A 22450-nucleotide genomic window follows, 5' to 3' on the forward strand; every position below is an offset into this window, starting at 1 on the left:
GCGCCTCCACTCCACGTTCACATGCGCGGCGTGCATGTGCCATGAAGGTGCTGCGCGCGTGCCCCCCCCGCGCCGGCGTGACCTCAAGCCGACAGGTGCTCGTACACGATCACCGCGCCTACGCCGATCAGGATGATGCCGCCAATCACCTCGGCGCGTCGACCCACCATCGCACCAAGCACGCGACCCAGCATGATGCCCAGCGTGACCATGCTGAACGTGCACAGGCCAATCACCACGGCAACCACGGCGATCGGCGTATCGACGAAGGCCAGGCCCACGCCCACCGCCAGCGCATCGATGCTGGTGGACAGGCCGGTCAGTGCAAGGCCGATGAAGCCATGCTTCTTCGTCTCGTCGGCCGGTTCGTCCGACTCCGGCTTCACGCCGTTCCAGATCATGTGCAGGCCCAGCGCCAGCAGCAGGGCGAACGCGGCCCAGTGATCCCAGGCCTGGATATAGCGCGAAGCGCCCCTGCCCAGCAGCCAGCCGACCACCGGCGTGATCGCTTCGATGACACCGAAGATCAGCCCGGCGCGCATGGCCTGGGACAGCCGCGGGCGCGTCATGCCCGCACCCTTGCCGATCGCCGCGGCGAACGCGTCGGTGGACATGGCGAAGCCGAGCAACAGGATGGAAACAGGATTCATGCAATGCCTTGTGGTCGGGCCAGGCGCAACGGCAGCACGGCGCGCCCGACCTCCGTGGCGCCGTGAACCGCTGGTCTCGCCAACCGGAATCGGTGTCTTCGCCACGGCGGATGGACGCCGAGCATGTTGACGAAGACGCCTCGTCGCAACGAGGCAGGCTACTCCCCAAGGGGTGTGGTCGAGCCGGCCAAGCCGGCACAACCGGGGCAAGCGTAACACGGCGTCCGGGGCCATCGGCATTCCACGCTACAATTGCCGGTTCGCGTCCCCATTGACACACCTCCATGTCCAGCCATCTCCAAGAAACCCGCCGTCGCCGTACCTTCGCCATCGTCAGCCACCCTGACGCGGGCAAGACGACGCTGACCGAAAAACTGCTGCTGTTCGGCGGCGCGATCCAGCTGGCGGGCTCGGTGAAGAGCCGCAAGACGTCGCGCAGCGCCACTTCGGACTGGATGGCGCTGGAGAAGGAGCGCGGGATTTCGGTGACCTCGTCGGTGATGCAGTTCCCGTACGAAGGCAAGATCGTCAACCTGCTCGACACGCCGGGACACGCGGACTTTTCCGAGGACACCTACCGCGTGCTGACCGCGGTGGACTCGGCGCTGATGGTGATCGACTGCGCCAAGGGCGTGGAGGAACGCACGATCAAGCTGATGGAGGTGTGCCGGCTGCGCGATACGCCGATCATGACCTTCATCAACAAGCTCGACCGCGAGGGTCGCTCGCCGATCGAGCTGCTCGACGAGGTGGAGTCGGTGCTGGGCATCGCCTGCGCCCCGCTGACCTGGCCGATCGGCATGGGCAAGCGGCTGAAGGGCGTGTACCACCTGGCGCTGGACGAGGTGCACGTGTTCGAGCAGGGCAAGAATTTCACCCGGCAGGATTCCACCATCTTCAAGGGCCTGGACGCACCGGGCCTGGTCGAACGGATCGGCGAGGAGGCCATGCGCGAACTGCGCGAGGAACTCGAACTGGTGCAGGGCGCCGCGCCCTCGTTCGACCTCGACGAGTACCTGGCCGGCCGGCAGACGCCGGTGTTCTTCGGCTCGGCGGTGAACAATTTCGGCGTACAGCTGCTGCTGGACTTCTTCGTCGAGCATGCGCCGTCGCCGCAGCCGCGCGACACCACCTCGCGGGCGATCGAGCCGGAAGAAGAAAAGCTGTCCGGCTTCGTGTTCAAGATCCAGGCCAACATGGACCCCGCGCACCGCGACCGCGTGGCCTTCATGCGCGTGTGTTCGGGCACCTACAACGCCGGCATGAAGATGGTGCAGACGCGCACCGGCAAGGAAGTGCGCATCGCCAATGCGCTGACCTTCATGGCCAGCGATCGCGAGATCGTCGAGACGGCCTACCCCGGCGACGTGATCGGCCTGCACAACCACGGCACCATCACCATCGGCGACACCTTCACCGAGGGCGAGCAGGTTTCCTTCACCGGCATCCCGAACTTCGCGCCCGAACTGTTCCGCCGCGCCCGGCTGCGCGATCCTCTGAAGATGAAGGCGCTGCAGAAGGGCCTGGCGCAGCTGTCCGAGGAAGGCGCCACCCAGTTCTTCCGCCCGCTGATGTCGAACGACCTGATCCTGGGCGCGGTCGGCGTGCTGCAGTTCGAGGTGGTCGCCTATCGGCTGAAGGACGAGTACAACGTCGACGCCACCTTCGAGCCGGTCACCGTCAGCACCGCGCGCTGGGTGCACTGCGACGACGAGAAGAAGCTGGAGGAGTTCCGCGAGAAGAACGCGATGAACCTGGCCATCGACGGCGCCGGCGAGCTGGTCTACATCGCGCCGACCCGGGTCAACCTGCAGCTGGCGCAGGAGCGCTGGCCGCAGGTGCGCTTCGCCAACACGCGCGAGCATGCGGCGGCCGTCGACGTCTAGATCCCGGCGGCATGACGGTCGTCACTGGGCAACCCGGCGCCCGACCGCTAACCTGCGGCGATTCCAACCGGGGGAAACCAGCACATGCCGCAGCCAGCCATCGCCTTCGTCACGCCCGCCGATGCACCCGCGTGGAAACGCTGGCTGGTGTATTCGGCCGGGGCGCGCATCGTGATTTTCATCGCGCTCTTCATTGCGCTGAGTTTTGCCGCTGGCGCCGTGCTGCACCTGCTGGGTCTGGGCAAGGCCTCACCGCCGCTGGAACGCGCTTTCGGCCAGTTTGTCATCCGCGCCCTGATCCCGCTGCTGGTCTACCTGATCCTGGTGAAATGGATCGAGCGCCGGCGCATGCGCGAACTGGCGCCAGCCACGCTGCTGCCGCAAGGCCTGCTGGGCGCGGCGTTCGGCGTGGTGCTTTTCAGCATCATCGTCGGCGTGATGTACCTGCTGGGCAGCTACCAGGTGACCGGCACCAACCCGGATGCGGCATGGCTGCCGGCCTTGCTGGTGGTGGGGCTGGGCGCGGGCATCGGCGAGGAGATCATGTTCCGCGGCGTGCTGTTCCGCATCGTCGAGGAAGGCATGGGCACCTGGGCCGCGCTGATCATCTCGGCGCTGTTCTTCGGTGCGGTGCACCTGGGCAATCCCGGCGCCACGCTGTGGAGTTCGCTGGCGATCGCGATCGAGGCCGGCCTGTTGTTCGGCATGCTGTACCACGTGACTCGCTCGCTGCCGCTGTGCATGGGCCTGCACGCGGCGTGGAATTTCACCCAGGGCACGATCTATGGCATCCCCGTTTCGGGCACTGACGCCGACGGCTGGCTGGTGTCCACCCGCAGCGGGCCGGACTGGCTCAGCGGCGGCGTGTTCGGGGCGGAGGCTTCGGTGGTCGCGCTCGCGCTGTGCTCCCTGTGCACGTTGGGCCTGTTGGTGATGGCACTGCGTCGGGGTTCGATCGTCCCGTTGCGCTCACGCCGCTGAGCGGCAGGCGATGGAACCGGTGGCTGGCCCGGGGCTGAATTCGCCATGGCACGCGGTTGGGGTTTGGTCGGCGTAGCAGCTACCCTGAGGACGGGTCGCCGACCGGCGACCCCACCTCGCCGGTATCGGACACCGCCATGGCCACCCACAATTCGCAGCAGCCCGGTTACCGCAGGAAGATCTCGTGGCTGGCCAACCAGCCACTGACGCGCAAGATGATGCTGGCCATCGGCCTGCTGCTGGGCGTGTTCCTGATCGCCAACGTGGTTACCCTGCACTCCCTGCAGACGCAGGAAAACAACCGGCACTGGGCCAGCCATACCTATCAGGTGCTGCTGCAGATCGACACGGTGCAACGCGCCGCGCAGACCGGCCAGGTGGGCGCGCGCGGCTATCTGCTGGCGGGTTCGGCCAACGAGCTCGAATTGTTCCAGAAGTCCACGCGCGAGCTGGACCTGCGCATTCGCGGATTGCGCCAGTTGGTGGCAGACAACCCCTTGCAACAGGGCCGGCTCGATGCCGTGGCCGCCATGGCCAGCCGCTGGCAACGCGAGGTGGTCGACCTGGGCATCACCCCGTTGAAGCGGTTGGACCTGGGCGCCCCGGACGCCGCCCTGGAGCGTCAGCGCATCCAGACCGGATACATTGCCGGGCGCACCGTGCGCGTCGAGGACATGTCCGCGGCGCTGGACCAGATGGCCGGCGAAGAAAACCACCTGCTGGCCCTGCGCAACCAGCAGCTGGACCAGACCCTGCGCAACACCAAGGCGCTCAACGCGCTTTCCATCCTGCTCGGCATCCTGCTCGGCGTCACCGTCATCCGGCTGACCTCGCAACTGGTGATCCGCCCGCTGCGCCGGCTCACCGACCAGATGACCCAGCTCTCCCATCACAACCACGACTTCGAGATACGCCGGCTGGATCGCCGCGACGAAGTGGGCGAGATCGCCCGCGCCCTGCAAGTGTTCAAGCAGATGTCGCTGGATACCGATGCGCGGTCGTGGATTCGCTCCAGGGTGGCGGACATTTCCCAGGTGCTGTTGCAGGCCACCACCCACAAGGACTTCGCCCATTGGCTGACCAGCGAAGTGGTGCCGCTGTGCAACGCGGGGCTGGGCCTGTTCTACTCGTTCGACGACGCGCGTCATCGACTGGACCTGCTGGGCAGCTACGGCCTGCGCCTCAGCAACCGGTCCGCCGACCAGTACATGCCCGGCGAGGGGCTGGTCGGTCAGTGCGCGGTGGATCGCAAGGCGATCATCCTGGACCAGGTACCGGCCGATTACCTGCGCATCGATTCGGGCAGCGGCGAGGCGGTGCCCACCCATGTCGCGATCCTGCCGGTGATCTATCGCGAGACCCTGATCGGCGTGCTGGAGCTGGGCAGCTTCACCGCGCTGACCGCTCTGCAGCGGCAGCTGCTGGACGAACTGTTGCCGATCGTGGCGCTGGCGCTGGAGAACCTCAACCAGGCCGTGCATACCCAGGGCCTGCTGCAGCAGACGCAGGAACAGGCGGACGAACTGCGCCTGTCCGAACTGGTGATGCGCCAGCAGAAGGAGGTGCTGCACGAGAGCAACACCACGCTGCAGACGAAGACTGCCGAGCTGGAAGAGCAGTCGCAGCGCCTGATCGCGTCGGAGGAGGAGCAGCGCGTGCAGGCCGAGGAGCTGCGGTCCTCCAACGAAGAGCTGCGCGAAATGACCGAGAGCCTGAACCGACAGAAGGTCGTGCTGGAAGAGCTGCAGCAGGAAACCGAGGAAAAGGCCGTCGAGCTGGCGCGGGCCAGCCAGTACAAATCCGAATTCCTGGCCAACATGTCGCATGAGCTGCGCACGCCGCTGAACAGCCTGCTGATCCTGTCGCGCAGCCTCGCCGACAACGACACCGGCAATCTCGACGACGAGCAGATTGAATCGGCGCAGATCATCCATGACGCCGGCAACAGCCTGCTGCACCTGATCAACGACATTCTGGACCTGTCCAAGGTCGAGGCCGGCAAGATGGAGCTGATGGTCGAGGAGGTTTCGCTCGCCGAGCTCGGCAGGCGCTTGCAGCGCAACTTCGCCCACGTCGCCAGCGACAAGCATCTGGACTTCGAGCTGGCGATCGACACGGGGCTGCCCGACGTCATTGCCACCGATGGCGGCAAGGTCGAACAGATCGCCAACAACCTGCTCAGCAACGCGTTCAAGTTCACCGCCAGCGGAGCGGTGAACCTGCACATCGGTCGCCCGCGGACCGACCTGGAAATTCCTGCGGCGCTGTCCGGCCAGCCGCTGCTGGCGATCACCGTGAGCGACACCGGCATCGGCATTCCGCCGGACAAGCTGGAGCGCATCTTCAACGCCTTCGAGCAGGTCGACGCCAGCACCAGCCGCCAGTTTGGCGGCACCGGCCTGGGCCTGGCGATCTCGCGCCGGATGGCGCAGCTGCTGGGCGGCGACGTGGTATTGCACAGCGAAGCCGGACGCGGCAGCCAGTTCACCTTGTTGCTGCCGGAAACACCGCCGGCCACCGCCACGCCGGTCGTCGAGGCGGAAGCCGCCCACGGCACGCAGACCCGGCGCATCGCTTCGCCGGCACTGCTGCCCGCCGCCATCGAGGACGACCGTCAATCGCTGCTGCGGGGCCAGATCACCATCCTGGTGATCGAGGATGACCCCGCCTTCGTGCGCATCCTGATCGACCTGATCCACCGCCGGGGCTATCGGGCGCTGGCCGCGATGGACGGTGAATCCGGCCTGCAACTGGCGCGCGAGCATCATCCGTCGGGCATCCTGCTGGATGTGTCGTTGCCGGTAATGGACGGCTGGACGGTGCTGGACCGGCTCAAGGTGGATGAGGCCACGCGCTCGATCCCGGTCCACTTCGTGTCGGTCAGCGACGTCGGCAGGCGCGGCATGGAACGGGGCGCGGTCGGCTTCCTGACCAAGCCGGTCAGTCGCGAGGCGATTGCCGAAGCACTGGACCGCCTGCTGCGCTTCAGCGAGGGCAAGCGGCGCCGGCTGCTGGTGGTGGAAGATGACGCCGCCTCGCGCAAGGCCATCCGCACCGCGCTGCGCGCCCACCACGTGGAGGTCGACGAAGCCGAGTCGGCCGAGGATGCGCTGCCGAAGATCGCCGACGTCAGCTACGACTGCATCGTGCTGGACCTGGGCTTGCCGGGCATGTCGGGCCTGGAATTGATGGAGCACCTGTCGGCCCGGCCGAAGGCGATGCCGCCGGTGGTGGTGTACTCGGGGCGCGAACTGGACCCGGTCGAACAACTGAAACTGCGCCAGTACGCCGAAGCCGTCGTGCTCAAGGGCGCGCGTTCCAGCGAGCGCCTGCTGCAGGAAGTGGGGGCGTTCCTGCAGGACATTCCGCGACCCGCGGCGACGCCCGCAACGATGGAGGCGGCTCCCACAGCCACGCTGGCCGGTCACCGCGTGCTGCTGGTGGACGACGACATGCGCAACCTGTTCGCGCTGTCCAAGGTGCTGCGCGGCTGGAGTCTGCAGGTCGACATGGCCCAGGATGGCTACAAGGCGCTGGCCGCCTTGCAGACCGGCGAGCGGCCCGACCTGATCCTGATGGACATCATGATGCCGGGCATGGACGGCTACACGACGATACGCAACATCCGCGACATGGCTGACTTCAGCACCCTGCCGATCATCGCCGTGACGGCCAAGGCGATGACCGGCGACCGCGAGTTGTGCCTGCAGATGGGCGCCAGCGACTACCTCTCCAAGCCGATCGACATCGACAAGCTCGCCGTCATGTTGCGCCATTGGCTGCCGGACGCGCAGTCGTGAGCAATGTGCCGCAGCGGGCGCTGACCTGCAGCGTCGCGTCGGTGGAAGCGGACCGGGTTCACGCCGCACGACGGCCGCATCGGCTACGGTGGCTTCCCGGAAGCAGGGAGCAGCGGGCATGACCAGCGAATCGATGAAGCCGAAGATCCTGATCGTCGACGACACGCCGGCGAACCTGGTGGCGATGCGCCGCCTGCTCGCGCACAGCGGCGCGCAACTGTTCGAGGCGACCAGCGGCAACCAGGCGCTGGCGCTGTGCCTGGATCACGAGTTCGCGCTGATCCTGCTCGACGTCAACATGCCGGACATGGACGGTTTCGAAGTGGCCAGCCTGCTCGGCGACGCCGAGCACCTCAGCGGGACGCCGATCATCTTCGTCACCGCCGCCTACGCCGACGACATGAACCGGCTCAAGGGCTACCACTCCGGCGCGGTGGATTACATCGCCAAGCCGATCAACGACGTGATCCTGCAGTCCAAGGTGCGCGTGTTCCTGGAACTCCATTCGGCGCGCATGAAACTGCGTGAGGCGATGGCCGAGCTGGCCGAGCGCAACGAGGAACTGCAACGCGAGATCGCCGAGCGCAAGCTGATCGAAACCATGGTGCGCCACCAGGCCAGCCACGACCCGCTGACCGGCCTGCCGAACCGGATCCTGTTCCGTGACCGCCTGCAGGGAGCGATCCAGCGCGCCAACCGGCATCACAGCCGCTTCGCCCTTGCCTGCATCGACATCGACGGCTTCAAGGGCGTCAACGACCGCCACGGCCACGCCGCCGGCGATGCGCTGCTGCAGGAAATCGCCAGCCGCCTGCCCACGCACCTGCGCAGCAACGACACCGTGGCCCGCCTGGGCGGCGACGAATTCGCGCTGGTGCTGGAAGAAATCGACGACCCGCAGATGGCGCTGCAGCTGTGCGAGAAACTCTGCGCCGCGCTGGGCGAGCCGTACAGCCTGCGCGTCAACGGCGAAAGGGTCGAGGTGCGGGTGGGCGCCAGCATCGGCATCGCGCCGTATGCGCTGAACGACCGTGTCGACGCCGAGGAACAGCTGATGCACGCAGCAGACAACGCGATGTACGAAGCCAAGCGCAGCGGCAAGAACTGCTGCGTGCTGGCGAAGACGTGAAGCGGGCCGCGCCACCCGTCGGGTGGCGCGGCGATCCTTCGAACTTACTGGCCGGCCGAATTCTGCGGACGGATCTTGAATGCGCGCAGCTCGTCGGTGTCGAAGTCATCCACCGAGATGAACTCGAACACGCCTTCGCGCACGCGGCGCAGCAAGTCCGCTTCGGCCTCGGAGATCACCCCGGCCTGCTGTGCCTCGGCGAGCTGGCCCAGGTAGTCATGTGACTTGAACTGGCCCGATTTCAGCGCCTTGCCGAACTTGCGGTCGACCGGCTCGGCGGCGATCACGTCGGGCAGCAGCGCCTTCATGCGGCCGATCGTGTTGTTCGCCGTGGGCGTGGTGTAGACCCAGTCGGTGAGGCGGTCGAGCGCCTCGTTCGGCGCGGTGAGCAGCGCCGCCACGCGGCGACCCAGGCGATCGGACGGCGGCACTTCACGACGACCCAGCGGGAACACCAGCACGCGCAGCAGCCACGCCACCGGGCGCACCGGGAAGTTGCGGATCGCGCCATCCAGCGCGTTCTGGATCAGCCACATGCACTGGTGGAAACCCCAGGCCAGGAACGGGCGATCCGCTTCCGGCCGGCCGTTGTCCTCGTACTGCTTGAGCATGGCGCTGGCGATGTACAGGTAGCTGAGCACGTCGCCCAGGCGCGCGGACAGCTTCTCCTTGAACTTCAGCTTGCCGCCGAGCACGCCCATGAACACGTCGGCGCACAGCGCCAGCGCGGCGGAGTAACGGTCGAGCTTGCGGTAGTAGCGGCGCGTATAGGCGTCACCTGCGGTCTCGCCGATGCTGGCGCCACTGAGGCCCATCGCCAGGCTGCGCACCGCGTTGGAGATGCCGAATCCGATGTGGCTGAACAGCAGGCGATCGAACACTTTCAGCTGCTCGCCGCGATCGGCGATCGACAGCGCCTGCATTTCCTTCAGCACGTACGGATGGCAGCGGATCGCGCCCTGACCGAAGATCATCAGGCTGCGCGTCATGATGTTGGCGCCTTCCACCGTGATCGCGATCGGCACCGCCGACCAGCCACGCCCGGCATAGTTGCTCGGCCCCAGCTGCACCGCCTTGCCGCCGTGCACGTCCATGGTGTCGCTGGCGATCTGCCGCGCCCATTCGGTGGCGTGGTACTTGGCGATCGCCGACGGCACCGCCGGCTTCTCGCCGCGATCAACCGCGGCCGCGGTGGCGCGCGACAGCGCCGCGGTGGCATAGGTGAGGCCGCCGATGCGCGCCAGCGCCTCCTCGACGCCCTCGAAGCGGGCCACGGCCAGGCCGAACTGCTTGCGCATGCGCGCGTACGCGCCGGTGGCCAGCGCCGAGGCGCGCATGCCGCCGGTGGCGTTGGACGGCAGCGAGATCGCCCGACCCACCGACAGGCACTCGACCAGCATGCGCCAGCCGTGGCCGGCCATCTGCGGGCCGCCGATCAGCACCGACAGCGGCGCGAACACGTCCTTGCCGCGCACCGGTCCGTTCTGGAACGGGACGTTCAGCGGGAAGTGGCGACGGCCGATTTCCAGCCCCGGCGTCGAGCGCGGCAGCAGCGCCAGGGTGATGCCGAGGTCTTCCTTGTCGCCCAACAGGTGCTCCGGGTCGAACATGCGGAAGGCCAGGCCGACCACCGTGGCCACCGGCGCCAGCGTGATGTAGCGCTTGTCGAAGGTGAGCTTGATGCCCAGCGTCTCGACGCCGTCCACCATCTGCTTGCAGACGATGCCGGTGTCGGGAATCGAGGTGGCGTCGGAACCGGCGTACGGGCCGGTCAGCGCGAAGCAGGGAATCTCCTCGCCCACCGCGAGGCGCGGCAGGTAGTGGTTCTTCTGCTCGTCGCTGCCGTAGTGCAGCAGCAGTTCGGCCGGTCCCAGCGAGTTTGGCACGGCCACCGTCGAGGCGACCGTGGCCGACATGCTGTTGAGCTTCTGCAGCACCGCCGAATGTGCCAGCGCGGAGAACTGCAGGCCGCCGTACTGTTTCGGGATGATCATGCCGAAGAAGCGGTTCTTCTTGATGAACTCCCACACGTTCGGCGGCAGGTCGGCCAGTTCGTGGGTGATCTGCCAGTCGTCGATCATGGCGCACAGCTGTTCCACCGGGCCGTCCATGAAGGCCTGCTCCTCCACGCTGAGTTCCGGCTTCGGCTGCTTCAGCAGTTCGTGCCAGTCCGGCTTGCCGGAGAACAGCTCGCCCTCGAAGCCCACCGTGCCCGCTTCCAGCGCGGTCTGCTCGGTCTCGGACAGTTTCGGCGTGACCTTGGCGAACATCTTCAACAGCGGCGCGCTGACCTGCTTGCGGCGGAAGTCGACCAGCAGCAGCGGTACGGCGATCGCCAGTTCGATGATCAGCAAGATCGCCGTGGTCCACGGCGCATGCACCAGCAGGCCGACCACCAGCGTGGTGACGATGGTGGCGATCGCCCACGTGCGCAGGCTGGTGCGATGGTAGGCGCAGGCGCCGGTGGCAATCAGCGCCGCCAGCAGGGTCAGTAGCACGGACATCTCAACACCTCATTGCGATTGAACGGCGGCGGCGAGCCGGCCGACGGGTAATGAATCAAGACTCTGCACGAAGCGCACGACCTCGCGCGTGAAGGCATCGTTCGCGTCACCGGCCACCATGTGCGTGGCGTGCGGCAACTCGACGTGTTCGGCGTGCGGCACCAGTTGCAGGAACTCGTCGACCGTGGCGCGCGACACCACGTCGCTGCGGGCGCCGGACAGCAGCAGCACGGGCACGGAAATCTTCATCGCGGCGGCCTGCAGGCGCGGCTGGTAGCGCTCGCTTTCCTGCACCAGGTCGCCCGCCAGCAGGGCCGGGTCCCAGTGCCAGCGCAACCGACCGTCTGCACCTTCGCGCAACAACGGACGCAGCTGCTGTTCGCTCTTGCGCTCGCGTCGCTGCGGCAGGTACGCGGCGATCTGCTCGGCCGCGTCGGCGTAGTTGTCGAAGCCGTCCGGGTGCGCCTGCATGAAGGCCAGGATGCGTTCCACGCCGGCGGTTTCCCAGCGCGGGGTGATGTCGACCAGCACCAGGGCGCGAAACGGCGAAGGATGGATCTCGCCAGCCAGCACCATGCCGAGCAGGCCGCCCATCGACGCGCCCACCAGGATCGGCGGCTGCGGTTGTGCATGGGCCAGGCGCAGCAGGTCATCGGCGAACTGGTCCATGTGATAGCCGACACCGTGGGGAACCCGGTCGCTTTCGCCATGACCACGGCTGTCGAATGTCACGCAGCGACAGCCCGCATCGGCCAGCGCCGTCGCCGCGCCCGTCCAGGCATGGCGGGTCTGGCCGAAGCCATGGGCAAACAGCAGGCCGGGATCGCCATCGGCATGGCGTGTCTCCACCGCCAGATCCAGGTCGGCGACGGAGAAGCGCGAGCAGGCAGCGGGGTGGCGATCACTCTGAACCATACGTAAGAGTATGGATCGCCTCGACGAACCTCGTCAACCGTGCCGCCAGCGCGGGTTGGCCGCCGCGCGCCCGGGTTCGGTGTCCACACACATTACAAATGCACGGCGTCTGGCTACCATACGGACATGAATGTCAGCAGCAAGCCAGAACGTACCCGGCTGTCAGCCGAAGATTGGGAACTTGCCGCCCTGCAGCTGATCGCCGAGCAGGGCGTGGGCGCGCTGGCGGTGGAAGCTCTCGCCCGCCAGCTCGGTGTCACCAAGGGCAGTTTCTACTGGCATTTCCGCACCCGTGAAGCGCTGCTGCATGCGGCGCTGGAACGCTGGGAACAGTACGGCGAGCGCGAGGTGCTGGGCCAGATCGAACAGATCAGCGACCCGCGCAAGCGCCTGCCCGAACTGTTCCGCCGGGTTGCCCACGAATTGCAGCCGCACCGCGTGTATGCCGCGCTACTGAAGGCGCTGGATCATCCCCAGGTGGTGCCGGTGATGGCGCGCGTGTCGCAGCGGCGGATGGAGTTCCTCAACACGGCCTACCGCGAGTCCGGCCTGCCGCCGCCGCAGGCCTTGAACCGGGCCCGGCTGACTTACGCCGCCTATGTCGGTTTCCTGCAGCTCAACTTCACCCTCGGGCTGCCGCGGCTGAACCTGGAGGAGTTCGACGCCTATGTCGAACACATGATCGCGACCCTGATTCCGGCCTGAACAGGAAGCCGCGGAAAGCCCCGATCGGCGCCATCTGGCGCCGTTTTTGTTGCATGAAACCTTGCAATACCAGTGCCTGCAAACTACCGTTTCAGATCACTTTTTGAAAAAACCTCAAGAGGACACGATGGCCAGCAAGCTGGAAGCGCTCGCGCAGTGGGTCGATGAAGTTGCCGCCCTGACCCGCCCCGCGAAGATTCACTGGTGCGACGGCTCGGATGCCGAATATCAATCCCTGGTGCAGGAGATGCTGGCCGACGGCACCCTGATCGAACTGAACCAGCAGACCCATCCAGGCTGCTACCTGCACCGCTCCCACCCCACCGACGTGGCCCGCGTCGAGCACCTCACCCTGGTCTGCCACCCGAACCAGGAAGACGCCGGCCCGAACAACCACTGGATGGACCCGGCCGAAGCGCACGCGAAGATCGACGCCCTGTTCGACGGCTGCATGGCAGGCCGCACCATGTACGTGATCCCGTACTGCATGGGCCCGATCGACTCGCCGCTGTCGCGCTGCGGCGTGGAGATCACCGACAGCCCGTACGTGGTCGCCAACATGAAAATCATGACCCGCATGGGCGCCGCCGCGCAGGCGCGCATCGAGCGCGAGGGCAGCTTCGTCAAGGGCCTGCACTCGAAGGGTGAACTCGACCCCGAGCGTCGCTGGATCATGCACTTCCCGGCCGAGCTGTCGATCAAGTCCTACGGCTCGGGCTACGGCGGCAACGCCCTGCTGGGCAAGAAGTGCCACGCACTGCGCATCGCCTCGAACCAGGCCCGCACGGAAGGCTGGCTGGCCGAGCACATGCTGATCGTGGGCATCGAGAACCCGCAGGGCGAAACGCACTACGTCGCCGCTGCGTTCCCCTCCGCCTGCGGCAAGACCAACCTCGCCATGCTGATTCCGCCGGAAGGCTACCGCCAGGCCGGCTGGAAGGTGTGGACCGTGGGCGACGACATCTGCTGGATGCGTCCTGGCGCGGATGGACGGCTATATGCGATCAACCCGGAAGCGGGTTTCTTCGGCGTGGCGCCGGGCACCAGCAACGCCACCAACCCGAACGCGCTGAAGAGCATTTCGCACGACACCATCTTCACCAACGTCGCCGTCACCGCCGACAACCAGCCGTGGTGGGAAGGCCTGCCCGGCACGCCGGTCACCGACTGGCAGGGGCGTCCATATGACCCGGCCAACGGCCCGGCCGCGCATCCCAACTCCCGCTTCACGGTCAGCGCGAAACAGTGCCCGACCTGGTCGGAAATGGCCGAGGCGCCCCAGGGCGTGCCGATCAGCGCCATCGTGTTCGGCGGTCGTCGCCCCTCGCTGCTGCCGCTGGTGATGGAATCGCGCGACTGGACGCACGGCGTGCTGATGGGCGCCGCAATGGGTTCGGAAACCACCGCCGCCGCCACCGGCGCGGTCGGCGTGCTGCGCCGCGACTCGATGGCGATGAAGCCGTTTGCCGGCTATCACTACGGTGACTATTTCGCGCACTGGCTGTCGTTCGACCAGCCAGGCGCGAAGCTGCCGAAGGTGTTCCACGTCAACTGGTTCCGCAAGGGCGCCGACGGCAAGTTCCTGTGGCCAGGCTTCGGCGACAACCTGCGCGTGCTGGAATGGATGATCGATCGCGCCGAAGGTCGGGTCAGCGGTGTGGAGACGCCGATCGGCATCCTGCCGGCCGAGGGCGAGCTGAAGCTGGACGGCCTCAAGCTCGACCAGGCGCAACTGGACGAACTGCTCGACGTGGACCAGGCCGGCTGGCAGGCCGAACTGGCCGCCATCGGCGACTACCTGCAGACCTTCGCCCCGCGCCTGCCCGAGTCGTTGCACCGGGAGCAGCAGCGGGTTGCCGACGCACTGGACAGCGCCGCTGACCAGCCGCGCCGCGAAGCAGCGGCGTCCTGAACTGACCGATCGCGGGCGGGCCGCCACGGCCTGCCCGCGCGGCTTCAAACCCTTTCGCGCGGTGGCGCATCCAAGCTGGCAAGATGAACGCCGCCTGCCCCGCTCTCGGAAGCACCATGTCGCCTGCCCCAGCGGGAACCAACGACAGCGATGACGTGCGCGCCGCGGCTGCCGGCGACCGCCGCGCGTTTCAACGGCTGTACCAGTTGCACGTGGGGCGGGTGCACGGCGCGGTATACCGGCTCGCCGGCTACGACCATGCGCGCGCCGAGGATCTCACCCAGGATGCCTTCATCCGCGCGTGGCAGAAACTGCCAGGCTTCCGCCATGAAAGCGCGTTCGGCACCTGGTTGTACCGGCTGGCGGTGAACGTGGCGCTGATGGACATCCGCGCCCGCGGCGCCGATCCGGTCAGCATGATGGACGAGGAAGACCTGCCCGACGCCGGCAGCACGCCGTTCTGCGCCGCCGAGCGCGAGGAGCTGGAACATGCCGTGGGCAAGCTGCCGCCGCGGGCCCGTGCGGTGCTGGTGCTGCACGACGTCGAAGGCTGGAAGCACGAGGAAATCGGTGCCGAACTGGGCATGGCGGTGGGCACCTCGAAGGCGCAGTTGCACCGCGCCCGCGGCCTGCTGCGCAAGGTATTGGGAGAAAGCTCATGAATGAATTCGAATGGCGTCGACAGATGCGCGAACTGCGCCAGCCGGTGTCGCCATCGCGCGACCTCTGGGCGGGCATCGACTCGGCGCTCGATCAGGCCGAACACCGCGACGGGAGCGCAGGCAGCCATGCCCTCGCGCATCGGCGACGCTGGCTGTTCGGCGCGGCACTCGCCGCATCGCTGCTGCTGGCCGCCGGCATCGGCTGGCACGCCACCCGCGGCCCGGCCGACATCGTCCCCACCCGGGTCGCCACGAATACCACCTCGTGGAAGCCGTCCGACCCACGGCTCAGCGGCGCCGCCATCGAACTGGACGCGGCCCGCATGGAACTGCAACTGGCGATCCGGCAGGCGCCTGACTCGCTCGCGCTGCAACGTCTGCTCGGCCGCACCGAACAGCAACAATCCCAACTTCGCCAACTGGCCAACCAGTCCGGCTGATACATCAAGGAACAAGCATGAAAACCGCACGCTATCTTCCGTTGCTGCTGTGCTTCTGCATCGGCCAGGCCCTGGCCGACACGCCGATCAACCTGCACCACGATGCCTCGGCTAACGCCAGGGTCAGCATCAGCAACGTCGCCGGCACGGTGAACGTGATCGCCTGGGATCGCAACGAGGTGCAGGTCAGCGGCCGCCTCGGCGAGGGCGCCAAGCCATTGGCGATCACCGGCAGCAAGGACCACCTGGAAATCAAGGTGGAACCCAAGGGAAGCTCCGGCGGCTGGTTCAACTGGGGCGGCGACAACAACATGTCCGCCACCACGCTGGAACTGCACGTGCCCAGGGCCGCCTCGCTCGAGGTCGACGTGATCAGCGCACCGCTGGTGATCGACGGCATGGACGGCGGCAGCATCGAGGTCAACACCGTGAGTGGCAAGGCGCGCATCAATGCCCGCACGCCCTCGCTGACGGTGGACAGCGTCAGCGGCGGCATCGAGCAGGCCGGGCATGCGGACAAGGTCGAACTGCAGACCGTCAGCGGCGACATCCTTGCTCCCTCGCTCGGCAACCAGGTCGAGCTGCAAACCATCTCCGGCCGCATCCAGGCCAGCGGCGGCCCGTGGCAGAAACTCACGCTCAGCACCGTGTCGGGCAACGTCCAGTTGAACGGCGGGCTGACCGCCGGCGGCAGCATCAATATCGACAGCATGAGCGGCGACGTGCAACTGCAGGTCCCCGCCAGCACGGACGCCAGCCTGCACGCCACCAGCTTCAGCGGCAATCTGCGCAGCGACTTCGGCACGGCGACGCAGCCCGAACACGGCCCGGGCAGTTCGCTCGATGCCCGCCTGGGCAACGGCCAGGGCAAGATCAACGTCGAGACCTTCAGCGGCGACCTGCGCGTGCGCCGGCAGGACTGAACAGCTCGGGCGTGGCCCAGCCCGCCACGCCCAAATGAAAACGCCGTCGCGCAAGCGACGGCGTTTCTGTTCTGGTTGCGACGAGCGCTGCCGCGCCGCTCAGAGATCCTGGTGGTACTGCACGTACGGCGTACGCGACTGGTCCGGCTCGGGACCCACCGGCGTGTTGGCCGGCGTACCGGAGGACCACAGGTTCTGCGCGCCGACGCTCAGCGAGCCGCGCCACGGCAGGCGCCAGGTCACGCCCAGATCGATGCTGTTCCAGCGGCGATCGGCGTTGAGGTCGCCGGGAATGGCCACTTGCGGCTGCATCGTGCGACCCGTCAGCACACCGCTCAACGAGCCGTGGTCGACACCGAAACTCAGCACCTTCTGGTCCAGCGTATCGACGCCGAGCAGATTGCCGGGAAGCAGGTGGATGCGGCCGACGCTGGCCCCCAAGTCGATGCCGCTCTTGCTGCCCAGTGCAAGCCGGCCGCGGGCATTGAGCTGCGCGCTGTTGTCAAAACTGGAAAGGCCATCCACGCCCGGCGCCGCGCCCGGCAGGACGCGCGGCAACACATTGCCCGCGTTCGGTGCGCTGTTGGTGCCCACGCTGACGCCCACGCTGTAGCGGCCGGTCGCATAGGTGGCGCCCACTTCGCTGCCGCGCAAACGCTGCCCCGGATGGGTCCAGGAAAGCTCGCTCACCTCGGCATGCGCCTGCAAGCGGGGGCCGAGGCCGTATTCCACGCCGGTGCTGGTCACGCTGGAGCCGTCCAGCACGCGCAAGGCCAGCGGAGAATGACTGGCCATGGTCTCGGCCGTGCTGCTGCGATCGGTCCTCAGCGACAGCACGTGGCCATCGGCCGTGCGCCACAGCGGCACCAGCATGCCCGCTTCCGCCTGGGTGGCGGAGGCCGCCGGCTGCGCCAGCAGATCATCGGCCATCCTGTTGTCGGCACCCACGGACTGACCGGCCGCGGCAAGCGGCAACGCAACGGTCAGCAGGAGGGCGGAGAGGCGGCGCATGGTCGGAAACCGGTAACTCACTCGAGCGAAAGCGTGATTGGGTGCAAGTGTACCCCGTTTTACGTTTTACTAACACCCTGAAAAGCTGCCGAAACGCACATATTGGGACTCGGCGAGGACATTCGACCCCTGACCCGCGCCGGGGTTCCCCGGCTCGACGCTAGCGGCGAAGCGGGCTTACACGATATAAAGGCGTGTCGTCCCGGCTCAACCAGGTCGTCCCGGAAGCAGCCTTTAGCCTCATGAGCGCCACACCGACGATCCGCCCCTCTTCGTCACCACCGGTGTCGCGAGACCCTGCGGCCCTGCATGCAGCGGTCGAACGCCTGTTCGAGGCGGCGGATGCCGCCGGCGTGATGGAGATTTGCGAGCTGGTGCTGACCCATTTCGGTGTCCAGGGGCATCTGCGCTGGCGGCGGCGGGACGAACAGGTCGCGCACCTGGCCGGCCAGCTGGACCTCGCCGAAGATCCGCAAGGTTCGCGCACCCTGATCCTGGAATGGGCCGACCTGCCGCTGGCCGATGTCACGCGCGACCAGTTGGAGTGGCTGGGTCGGCTGGCCGACATCCGCCTGCGCCAGCTTGCCGAAACCAGCCGCCTGTACGAGGCCATTTCGCGCCTGGCCCTGGCCGAGCGCCTGCAACGCGCGCTCTACGCCATCGCCGAACAGGCCGGCGCAGGGCACGACATGCCCGAGATGATGCGCTCGCTGCATGCCATCGTCAGCAGCCTGATGTACGCGGAAAACTTCTACATCGTGCTGTACGACGCGGCGACCGACACGGTCCGCTTCCCCTATTACGTCGACATCGCCGACACCGATCCACCGCCGCCGGACCAGAGCGTGCCGATGCACGAGCTGCTGCACAGCCTGACCTGGAACCTGTTGCAGGAAGGCCGGCCGCTGATGGGTTCCATCGACGAGCTGAGGCAGCAGTTCGGCGATCGCTTCGTGCTGGTCGGCCCCAGCTGCGAGCACTGGCTCGGCGCACCGCTGCTGCGTGCCGGTCGCGTGGTCGGCGGCATCGTGATGCAGAGCTACCGGCCGGATACGCATTATTCACGGCACGACCTGGACCTGCTCAACTACGTGGCCCAGCACGTGCAGACGGCGCTGGAACGACGCGAGGCGCACATCGAACTGGGTCGCCGCGTCACCGACCGCACGGCGGCGCTGCGCGAGGCTAACCGCGTGCTGCGCCAGCAGGTGCTGCAGCGGCAGCGTGGGGAACGGCTGCAGGCGGCGCTGTTCCGCATCGCGGAACTGGCCAACACCGCCGAAAGCCTGGAGAAGTTCTACGCCGCCACCCACCAGGTGATCAGCGGCCTGCTGTACGCGCGCAATTTCTACATCGCCCTGGTCGACGAGGAAAGCGGGCAGCTCACCTTCCCGTATTCGGTGGACGACATCGACAACGTGCGCCCACCACGGGCGCATGGTCGCGGCGCGACGGAATACGTGCTGCGCCATGCGAAGCCGCTGCTGGCGACGCCGGCCGAGATCGAGCGACTCAGCGCGCTCGGCGAGATCAGCCATTTCGGCACCCGCTCGGTGTGCTGGCTTGGCGTGCCGCTGATCTGGGGCGGCAAGGCGACCGGCGTGCTGGCGCTGCAAAGCTACTCGCCCGAACACACCTACAACGAGCGCGACCAGGAACTGCTGACCTTCGTCAGCTACCACATCGCCAACGCGCTGCAACGCAAGCAGGCGGCAACGTCGCTGAAGCAGGCCTACGCCGGGCTGGAACGCCGCGTCACCGAGCGTACCCGCGCCCTTGCACTGGCCAATCGCGACCTGCGTGAACAGATCGCCGAGCGCGAGCGCGTCGAGCGCCGGCTGAAGTACGAGACGCTGCACGACTCGCTGACCGGCCTGCCGAACCGCACCCTGCTGCTGCAGCGCCTCGAACAGGCGATGCAGCGCTACATCGCCAGTCCGAACGAACAGTTCGCGGTGCTGTTCATCGACCTGGACCGCTTCAAGGTGATCAACGATTCGGTCGGGCACCTGGTCGGCGACGACCTGCTGTTCCAGGTGGGTGGCCGGATTCGCGCCTGCCTGAAAACGCGCGACGTGGTGGCGCGGCTGGGCGGCGACGAGTTCGCCGTGCTGCTGGAGGGCATCGTGGACACCGCCAAGCCGATGCTGATCGCCGATCGCATCATCAGCGAACTGCAGACGCCGTTCCGGCTTGGCACCAAGGAGATCTTCACCTCGGCATCGATCGGCATCGCGCTGTCCAGCCCGCATTACCGCCAGCCCGAGGAGCTCCTGCGCGACGCCGACGCGGCGATGTACAACGCGAAGGACGGCGGCCGCCACCGCGCGGCGATGTTCGACGACCGCCTGCGGCGCGAGGCGTTGTCGCTGCTGGACATGGAAAGCGACCTGCGCCACGCGCTCAGCCGCAACGAATTCGAGCCGTTCTATCAGCCGATCGTGGAACTCTCCGACGGGCGCGTCACCGGCTACGAGGCGCTGCTGCGCTGGCATCATCCCGAACGCGGCCTGCTGTCGCCGGGCGATTTCCTGCTGATCGCCGAGGAATGCGGCTGCGCCGAGGCAATCGACTGGCAGATCTTCGAGCAGGTGTGCACCCAGGCCGTGCGCCTGATCGGCACCGAAGGCTTCATCAGCATCAACGTGTCCGGCAGGCACTTCCGGGTGGCCGATCTCGACCAGCGCCTGCTGGCGCTGTTCAACCAGTACGCCGTGCCCACCCGCTGCATCCGCATCGAGGTCACCGAGCATGCCCTGCTAGAGAATCCGACCCAGGTCAAGCAGATGCTGCAGAACCTGCGCAGCCACGGCGTCGGCATCGCGCTGGACGACTTCGGCACCGGCTATTCCTCGCTCAGCTATCTCCACCAGTATCCGTTCGAGACGCTGAAGATCGATCGCTCCTTCATCACCGAGCTGCCGCCGGACGACACCGAGACCCAGGGCCTGGCGCTGGTGCGCGCGATCCAGGTGCTGGCCGACTCGCTGCAGATGAAGGTGATCGCCGAAGGCATCGAGGAAGAGTCGCAACGCCAGGCGCTGATGCGCGTGGGTTGCCGCTACGGCCAGGGATTCCTGTTCGCCCGGCCGCAACCGGCCAGTACGTGGCTCAGTGCGGACAAGCCCCTGCTGCTGGCCTGAAGCAGTTCACTGGGCGGTATCCGGCGCCGCCGGCGCCGCACTGTCACTGAGCAGATGCTCGGCATCGATGCGGTCGAACTGGTAGCGCTGCGCACAAAACTCGCAGATCACCTCGATCTCGTTGTCGCGGGCCAGCAGGGCCGCTTCCACTTCCTCGCGACCCAGCGAACGCAGCATCGCCGTCACCCGTTCGCGGCTGCAGCTGCATCCGAATGCCAGTGGCCGAGGTTCGAACAGGCGCACCGACTCCTCGTGATAGAGGCGGTACAGCAGCTGCTCCGGCGCAACGCCCAGCAACTCCTCCACGCCCAGGGTCGCGGTGAGCTGCAGCACGCGGTTCCACGCATCCTCGTCGTGCACGGCGTCGATGCCACCCTCGCCGGGCATCTTCTGCAGCATCAGCCCGACGGCGTGTTCGCCATCGGCAGCCAGCAGGATGCGCGCCGGCAACTGTTCGGACTTCACGAAATAGTCTTCCAGCGAATCGGCCAGACCGGCGTGCCGCAATTCGACCAGGCCCTGGTAACGCTGGCCGCGATCCACGTTGCCGATGGTGATCGCCATGATCGCGTCGGACAATGCGTCCAGTGCCAGCGGAGCAGGCAGGGGTTCGTTCCAGCGTGCCAGTCCGCGCAGGTGTCCCTGATCGTTGCACTCGGCAAACAGCAGGCGCAGCGCACCGGAGCTCTTCAGTTCCAGCGACAGCGCGCCATCGAGCTTGATGTTGCCGGTAAGCAGCGCGCTGGCCGCCAGCGCCTCGCCAAGCAGGCTGCACAGTGGCAGCGGATACTCCGCGCGCGTGGCCACTTCGCGCCAGGCCGGTCCGAGCCGGACCAGCGCCCCACGCACGCCGGCGCGTTCCAGCAGGAAGCGATGCAGCACGTCTTCGACAGGCAGGTTTTCCACAGGCGGTGATTCCGTTTCGATTCAATCGGCCGAGATGGGGTCGCCATGGCGCCCGCACAACGCCCCTTATACTGCCAGTCATGCCCGCCTTGTTCAGCCATCCCCTGCTTCGTCGCCTGCTGCGATCGCTCGCCATTCTGCTGCTCGGCTGGCTGGCACTAAGCTGGCTGCTGGTGCTGGTGCTGCGCTTCGTGCCGCCATGGACCTCGGCCGTCATGCTGGAACGGCAGCTCGGTGCCCTGATCCATGGCGAGAAGGACTTCCACCTGCGCCATCACTGGGTGCCGTGGAGGCAGGTTTCGCCCTGGGTGCCGCTGGCGATGGTGGCCGGCGAGGACCAGAAGTTTCCCTATCACCACGGCTTCGACCTCGACTCGATCCAGGACGCCCTCGATGCCGCCGATGACGGCAAGCGCCTGCGCGGCGCCAGCACGATCAGCCAGCAGACCGCCAAGAACCTGTTCCTGTGGAATGGCCGCAGCTTCGTGCGCAAGGGGCTGGAGGCGTACTTCACCATGCTGATCGAGCTGACCTGGCCCAAGCAGCGCATCCTCGAGGTGTACGTGAACATCGCCGAGCTGGGCGATGGCGTCTACGGTGTCGGCGCAGCCAGCGATGTCTATTTCCACACCACGCCGGCACGACTGGGGCCGGCCCAGGCCGCGCGTCTGGCCGCGGTCCTGCCCAGTCCGCGCCGCATGCACGCGGACCGGCCAAGCGCCTACGTGCAACGCCGGACGAACTGGATCCAGCAGCAGATGATGCAGCTGGGAGGTACCGGCTACGTCGAGGGCCAGGCCCCTGCACATCCGCCACGCCGGGGCCGCTGAATCCGGCGGCGGCCACGGGTTTCCTGCCGCGCGCCGCGATTCACAACTTCACT

The 22450-nt window shown here is 67.1% G+C and carries 16 protein-coding genes and 1 riboswitch; of the genes, 11 read left to right on the plus strand and 5 right to left on the minus strand.

Features of this window, described 5'->3' with window-relative positions; translation table 11 throughout:
- Window positions 1-83 precede the first annotated feature (83 nt).
- The gene (locus ASD82_RS04810) at window positions 84-650 is read right to left on the minus strand and encodes a manganese efflux pump MntP family protein (protein WP_056716225.1); all 567 of its coding nucleotides are present in this window, start codon (window positions 648-650) and stop codon (window positions 84-86) included.
- A 2-nt stretch (window positions 651-652) separates the two neighbouring features.
- Window positions 653-829: riboswitch (yybP-ykoY riboswitch) on the minus strand.
- A 105-nt stretch (window positions 830-934) separates the two neighbouring features.
- Between ASD82_RS04810 and ASD82_RS04815 the strand changes: the two genes are divergently transcribed.
- The 4 genes from ASD82_RS04815 (at window position 935) to ASD82_RS04830 (ending at window position 8446) form a co-directional block, all read left to right on the plus strand.
- Window positions 935-2536, plus strand: a complete 1602-nt coding sequence (locus ASD82_RS04815) for a peptide chain release factor 3 (protein WP_056716228.1) — start codon at window positions 935-937, stop codon at window positions 2534-2536.
- An 84-nt stretch (window positions 2537-2620) separates the two neighbouring features.
- Window positions 2621-3517, plus strand: a complete 897-nt coding sequence (locus tag ASD82_RS04820; protein ID WP_056716231.1) for a type II CAAX endopeptidase family protein — start codon at window positions 2621-2623, stop codon at window positions 3515-3517.
- A gap of 137 nt (window positions 3518-3654) precedes the next feature.
- Window positions 3655-7317 carry a response regulator gene (locus tag ASD82_RS04825; protein ID WP_056716233.1) on the plus strand — a complete coding sequence of 1221 codons (3663 nt, stop codon included), beginning with the start codon at window positions 3655-3657 and terminating at the stop codon, window positions 7315-7317.
- Window positions 7318-7435: 118 nt separating this feature from the next.
- Entirely contained in the window at window positions 7436-8446 is a 1011-nt protein-coding gene (locus ASD82_RS04830; RefSeq protein ID WP_235580638.1) for a diguanylate cyclase, read from the plus strand.
- Between the two features lie 44 nt (window positions 8447-8490).
- Here ASD82_RS04830 and ASD82_RS04835 read toward each other — a convergent pair whose 3' ends face one another.
- Complete coding sequence (locus ASD82_RS04835; protein WP_056716236.1) at window positions 8491-10950, minus strand: acyl-CoA dehydrogenase; 2460 nt, start codon at window positions 10948-10950, stop codon at window positions 8491-8493.
- 9 nt (window positions 10951-10959) lie between these two features.
- Entirely contained in the window at window positions 10960-11865 is a 906-nt protein-coding gene (locus tag ASD82_RS04840; RefSeq protein WP_056716240.1) for an alpha/beta hydrolase, read from the minus strand.
- A 126-nt stretch (window positions 11866-11991) separates the two neighbouring features.
- Between ASD82_RS04840 and ASD82_RS04845 the strand changes: the two genes are divergently transcribed.
- From ASD82_RS04845 to ASD82_RS04865, 5 genes are all read left to right on the plus strand, one after another.
- Window positions 11992-12570 (plus strand): TetR/AcrR family transcriptional regulator, encoded by a 579-nt coding sequence (locus ASD82_RS04845; protein ID WP_056716244.1) that lies wholly within the window; start codon window positions 11992-11994, stop codon window positions 12568-12570.
- A 103-nt stretch (window positions 12571-12673) separates the two neighbouring features.
- Entirely contained in the window at window positions 12674-14482 is a 1809-nt protein-coding gene (locus ASD82_RS04850) for a phosphoenolpyruvate carboxykinase (GTP) (protein WP_255357989.1), read from the plus strand.
- A 116-nt stretch (window positions 14483-14598) separates the two neighbouring features.
- Entirely contained in the window at window positions 14599-15144 is a 546-nt protein-coding gene (locus ASD82_RS04855; RefSeq protein WP_056716249.1) for an RNA polymerase sigma factor, read from the plus strand.
- Window positions 15141-15584: a hypothetical protein gene (locus ASD82_RS04860; RefSeq protein ID WP_056716252.1), complete on the plus strand. Its 444-nt coding sequence runs from the start codon at window positions 15141-15143 to the stop codon at window positions 15582-15584. Before ASD82_RS04855 ends, ASD82_RS04860 begins: the two co-directional genes overlap by 4 nt.
- Window positions 15585-15601: 17 nt before the next feature.
- Entirely contained in the window at window positions 15602-16507 is a 906-nt protein-coding gene (locus ASD82_RS04865; protein WP_056716255.1) for a DUF4097 family beta strand repeat-containing protein, read from the plus strand.
- Between the two features lie 99 nt (window positions 16508-16606).
- Here ASD82_RS04865 and ASD82_RS04870 read toward each other — a convergent pair whose 3' ends face one another.
- Complete coding sequence (locus ASD82_RS04870) at window positions 16607-17518, minus strand: hypothetical protein (RefSeq protein WP_056716258.1); 912 nt, start codon at window positions 17516-17518, stop codon at window positions 16607-16609.
- A 242-nt stretch (window positions 17519-17760) separates the two neighbouring features.
- Between ASD82_RS04870 and ASD82_RS04875 the strand changes: the two genes are divergently transcribed.
- A complete protein-coding gene (locus ASD82_RS04875; RefSeq protein ID WP_056716261.1) occupies window positions 17761-20661 on the plus strand; it encodes an EAL domain-containing protein in 2901 nt (966 codons plus the stop codon).
- Between the two features lie 6 nt (window positions 20662-20667).
- Here ASD82_RS04875 and ASD82_RS04880 read toward each other — a convergent pair whose 3' ends face one another.
- A complete protein-coding gene (locus ASD82_RS04880; protein WP_082585243.1) occupies window positions 20668-21567 on the minus strand; it encodes an Hsp33 family molecular chaperone HslO in 900 nt (299 codons plus the stop codon).
- 80 nt (window positions 21568-21647) lie between these two features.
- Between ASD82_RS04880 and mtgA the strand changes: the two genes are divergently transcribed.
- Window positions 21648-22397: a monofunctional biosynthetic peptidoglycan transglycosylase gene (mtgA, locus tag ASD82_RS04885; protein ID WP_056716266.1), complete on the plus strand. Its 750-nt coding sequence runs from the start codon at window positions 21648-21650 to the stop codon at window positions 22395-22397.
- Window positions 22398-22450: the final 53 nt, after the last annotated feature.

This window comes from Rhodanobacter sp. Root179 (assembly GCF_001428465.1).
In the GTDB taxonomy this organism is placed as follows: domain Bacteria; phylum Pseudomonadota; class Gammaproteobacteria; order Xanthomonadales; family Rhodanobacteraceae; genus Rhodanobacter.